The sequence below is a fragment of the Fervidicella metallireducens AeB genome (assembly GCF_000601455.1).
In the GTDB taxonomy this organism is placed as follows: Bacteria; Bacillota; Clostridia; order Clostridiales; family Caloramatoraceae; genus Fervidicella; species Fervidicella metallireducens.
Map to the genome: position 1 here is coordinate 1 of NZ_AZQP01000072.1, position 5696 is coordinate 5696.

The window sequence follows — 5696 nt, forward strand, 5'->3', positions numbered from 1 at the left end:
TTCCATGCTTCTTTCCGAGGTGGGGAGTTTTTGACGCTTACGATTTTTTAACCAAAAAAAGAGCAGTAAACAACGTAGAAGTTCCAATGTATTATGTAGAAGAAAGCCATCCTGCAATTATAGATAAAGAAATGCATACTGCAGTACAGCTTGAAATGGAGAGAAGAAGAGCATTTGCAGAAAAATATAAAATCAGTAAACTTGATTATGCAACAGTAGATAATCCCTTTGCAGGAAGAGTTATCTGTGGACACTGCGGCAGTGCCTTTGGAAGGAAGGTATGGAATTCTACTGATGAAAGGTTAAGAAGGGTTGTTTGGAGATGCAATAAAAAATATAAAGTAAAGGGGAAAAAGAGCTGTGAGAATAAGCATATAGATGATAAGGTTTTGTATCAAGCCTTCGTAAATACGTTTAATGCTATGGTGGAAAATAAGGAATATTTTATAGAAAAGTGGAAGAAAGAACTTAAAAGTGAGAATGTATTGGTAAGATATAAGGCAAAACAGTTTATGGGGATTTTAGCTGATGCAGAGAAGGTAGAAGAATTTGATGTGATTATGTTTTTTAGGATTACTGAGAAAGATGGGAAGAAGATAATAGTGAGTTTGCTTGATAGGACGGAGATTGAGGTTGTAGTTGAATAAATGATTAAAGATGAGCCAGTTGGAGTAAGAAGGAGTTGCCTTGACTGGCTTTTTTCAATAGCACAGAAGGTTTTCTTAATAAATTCCAGTATAAGTTTATTGCACCTATTTTACCAAATGTATTGCATTGATTCATACTAAATATTTTTATAATATAGAACTAAGAGTTATGTAAACTTATTAGATAGGGATGGTAAATAAAATATTGAAAGGAGAAAAATATGTTAAAATCTTTCAAAAAATTCACAAGATTAATATCTTTTACGCTGATTTTATTAATCATTTTCAATTTAATTAGTGTATCTGCAGTTGAAGCAGCAGCTCCATTAAAGCAGACACCAAAAGAAAATGCTCTCAAAGCTGATATTGGAGAACTGCCAAATAAAGCCCCAAAAACTAAAATGGAATTAATAAGTAAGAGAACGAAATATTCTACTCGTTATCTTAATCCTGACGGTAGTTTTACAGAAGAAATTTATCTTGAACCTCAATTTTACAAAGATCCTGTTGATAAACAGTGGAAAGAGATAGACAATAATCTAAAGATAAGCAATAAAAAAGTTGGTAAATTTGAAAATAAGGCCAATGATTTTAATGTTCTCTTTTCAGAGAAAGCAGGACCAGAAGAAATTATATCTATAGAAAAAGATGGTAAATGCATCAGCCTTGTACCTATAGATGCACAATTAGCAAATGGTGTTAGTAAAAATAATGGAATCAGCTATAAAAACATATATAAAGAAACTGATATTCAGTATTTTGTTAAAGGAAACAAGGTTAAAGAAGATATTATTATTAACAGTTATACAGGCAAAAACACTTTCACATTTGAGATAAAACTTAAGGGATTAAAGGTTGAAGAAAAAGATGGAATTATATATTTTACAGATAATAAAGATGAAAGATTATGGTATTTTGAAAAACCATTTATGGTTGATTCAAATGACAAATATTCAGACAAAGTAAATCTTGTATTAAGAAAAGAAAATGGGAAAGCATATGTAGTTGTAGTTGCAGACAAAACCTTTCTTGAAGATACAAATACTAAGTATCCCGTTACAATTGACCCTACGATAAATGATTGGGATGTTATGAGGGATACTTTTATCGCAAGTAATTTTAAAGATTCATCATATTCAAGTCTTAATAAAATGTACACTGGGGTAGATCAATCTTATTATGGAACAATGCGTTCACTTGTACAGTTTTATCTGCCAAGTCTTCCAAGTGACAGTAAAATATTAAGTGCCAATTTTAATGCTTATCAAACACAAGTAGATCAAACAACAGTTTCAATTGATTTATATCGTATTACAAGCAACTGGACAGGTTCTGTTACATGGAATACACAGCCTGCAATTGCAGCCAATAAAGAAGCTACAGTAACAAATAATACCTCAAATCAGTATTGGCAGTGGGATATAACTCAGCTTGTTAAAGATTGGTATAACGGCATACAGCCAAATTATGGACTTATGCTTAAACAACAAAATGAGGATACAGCTCCTTTTAGAGCATTTAATACTGTAAATATAGGAAACAACACACCAAAACTTACAATTAACTATTGGGTTGATCCAATAGGTCTTGAAGATTTCTGGGGTTATACTAAGGATAGTGTTAATCCTGCAAATGGGAATCTTGTGCTTCAACAAAGTGATTTTTCTGTCTTAGGAAGGGGTATCCCATTAGGGATAACAAGAACTTACAATAGCAGAAAAGCTGATGTTTCTGGTATGTTTGGCTATGGATGGACAAGTAATGTAGAAACAAAGATTGTTGATGCAGGCAAAGGCCCAATAACCTTTATGGATGGTGATGGAACCCGTCATATATTTGGAGAAGAGGTTGGCGGAGGATATAAGGCACATGGAGGAATATATTTAAATCTTGTAAAAAATGGTGATGGAACTTATACCATTACACAAGCAGATGGTACGAAAATAAATTTTAATACAAGCGGAAAATTAAGTTCCATAATAGATACAAACAATAATAAGACGGAGTTATTCTATACAAATGGAAAGTTGACATTAATTAAAGATGCATCCTTAAGAGAGGTAATTATTAACTATGGAGCTAATGGATATGTTTCCAGTATTAATATTCCAGGCTCTCGTACAATAAGTTATGAATATGACGCCAACGGTAATCTTATAAAGATAATTGACCCTGAATTAAAAGAGATATCTATGGGGTATGATGCTAATCATAATTTAATTTCGATAATAGACCAAAGAAATATTGCAACAACAATAACTTATGAAGCTGGCAGTGTAAAGAACATCAGTCATCCTATAACAATAAATGGATTGCAAACCACAAGCACAACAAGTTATTCCTATGATTTTAATAATAGCGTAACAACTCTGATAGATGGTGAAGGCAAAAGAATAGACTATTTATACAATCCTAATAAAAATATTGTTCAGATAACAGAAAATCCATTAGATGCTCAAAATAATGCAGTAACAACATTTTTCTATGATAATAACAATAATTTAACACAAATAATTGAACCAAATATTAATAAAGTAAATGATACAAATGCATATGTTATAACCTATGATGCTAACGGCAATGTAACTGGTGTTCAGCTTCCAGAAGGACAAAATTCAACAACAGTTTATGACCAAAGAAACAATCCTGTAGTTCAAACAGATTTTAATGGATATCAAAGCATAAATGCCTACGATAATAATAACAATCAACTTGAAGCTACAGATGCAAATATCCAGACAAGAGCATCAAGATATTTTTCAAATGGTAATATTGATTATGATACAAGGATGATTTCATCTTCTGATAATCTAATATCAAACGGAAATTTTGAAAATGGAACTACTTGGCCGGATAAATGGACATCATCTATAGAAAATGGTAAAACAGCACTAATCACATGGTCAAGTACAGCGAAATATGGTAATAAAGGCTTAAGTATTTCAAATCCTACAGGCTGGGTGACAGTTTCTTCCGATAAATTACCTTATGAAACAGGACAAAAATATGTAATAAGCGGTTATATAAAAACTGTAAATACAACAAATTCTGCCTATATTAAGGTGGATTTTTATGATGCCAATAATGTTTGGAAAGGCCACACTTACGGATACTATCTAAAAGGAACTCATGACTGGACAAGGGTTTTTGCAGTTATAGATAGTGCACCGGCAGGAACTACTCAAATTGCAGCTTCTGTAGGGATGAATGCAGGAGCAGGCACTGCGTACTTTGATGGTATTCAGTTAGAAAAGGGAACAATAGTAAGTGATTATAGTCTTGTAGAAAATGCAGGATTTGAGAAATATGATGGTCAAAATATGCCTTTTAATTGGCAGACAAGTGGTAATTTAACAGTAAATGATAAAGTTTATCTAAAATCTAACCAGACTGATGATAACGTATATGTAGGAAATGCTTCATTCAAGATGACAGGAGAAACAGGTAAAAATAAATATATCAAGCAGCGTATAAACCTTTCAGGTGATCAGAATACAAAGTTTACCCTATCAGGATGGTCAAAGCAGGAAGGTGCAAATCCAAGCGGTGGAGACTATGCACTTCAAGTGATTGCAAACTATACTGATGGTAGTCAAGGAGTTTTTGCAAATGACTTTAGCAAAACAACAGAAGGCTGGCAGCATGTAGCTGCAGAGATAAAGCCTGCAAAAGCATTTAACTCAATTGATGTATATTATTATTACTACAATCAGGCAGGAACAGCTTATTTTGATGCAATGCGTCTTGAAACAGGTAATTCAATTACAGGATATCAATATGATACAAATCAAAACTATATAACAAAAGTTACAAACCCTATTGGAAATATAGTTCAATACCAATACGATGCTGTTGGAAATAAAACAGGCATTACAGATGGCAAAGGAAAAATGACATTCTTTACCTATGATAAGAGAAATCTTTTAACCAAGGTAAAAGATGCAAAATTAAATGAAACCATATATGGTTATGATAATGCCGGAAATCGTACAACTGTTACCGATGCAAGAAATAAGTTAACAACTTATAATTACAATGAATTTAACAAGGTTTCAAAAATTATAAATCCATTGAATCAAATTATAGAATTTGGATACGATAAAAATGGAAATACAACAAAAATAATATTCCCTAAGGGAGATACAGTATCCTATAGCTATAATGCTCTTAACCGATTAAGTGAAATATATTATAATGGAATTAAGAAATGGGATTATGGATACGATGCTAATGGAAATATAAATTCTGTTACAGAAACAGCTACAGGTAAAAATATATCCTATACTTTTGATAAAAATAACAGAGTTACAAAGCAGCAGGAAGGTGTCTCAAATAGTATTGATTATGGATATGACAATAACAGCAACTTAACATCCCTGCAAATAACATCAGGTACAGCATCTTCATCTTATGGATATTCATACAATTCATTAAATCAAATTGTGAATTTAACAAGAAATGGCGGAAGTATTGAGAAATTTATTTATGATGAGCAGGGGAATGTAATATCAATAAAGCGTTCAAATGGAACATATACTTCCTTTGAATATGACGATGCAAACCGCCTGAAGGCACTGAAAAATTTTAACTCAACAGGAGAACTTCTTGACAAATACGAATACACCTATGATGAAAATGGTAACAGAACAAGTGTAACAACAAAGAATGGGATAATAAACTATCAATATGATGAATTAAATCAGCTGATACAGGAAACCCTTCTTGATGGAACAACAATTTCCTATGAATATGATGCAGTAGGAAATAGAACAAAGAAGACAGTAACAAATGGAAGCACAGCAATAACAAATTATGCCTATAACGATGGTAATGAACTTGTGTCAGTCAATGGTCAGGTATACACCTATGATGCTAATGGGAACCTCACAAGCAATGGCAATAAGACATTTATCTACGATGTAGAAAACAGGCTAATAGAGGTAAAGAATTCCTCAAATCAAACCATAGCGTCATTCACTTATGACCATGAAGGCAAGAGAACAAGTATGACCACAGCCAGTGGAACAATTTATTTCCACTACAGCGGGG

At 32.5% G+C, this 5696-nt stretch carries 2 protein-coding genes; both read left to right on the top strand.

From position 1 onward, the window contains the following. A partial coding sequence (locus Q428_RS13145; RefSeq protein WP_201769302.1) for a recombinase zinc beta ribbon domain-containing protein occupies positions 1 to 647 on the top strand: 647 nt, incomplete at its 5' end. A gap of 221 nt (positions 648 to 868) precedes the next feature. Then, positions 869 to 5696: DNRLRE domain-containing protein (locus tag Q428_RS13150; protein WP_035381667.1), on the top strand; the 4828-nt coding region annotated here is incomplete at its 3' end.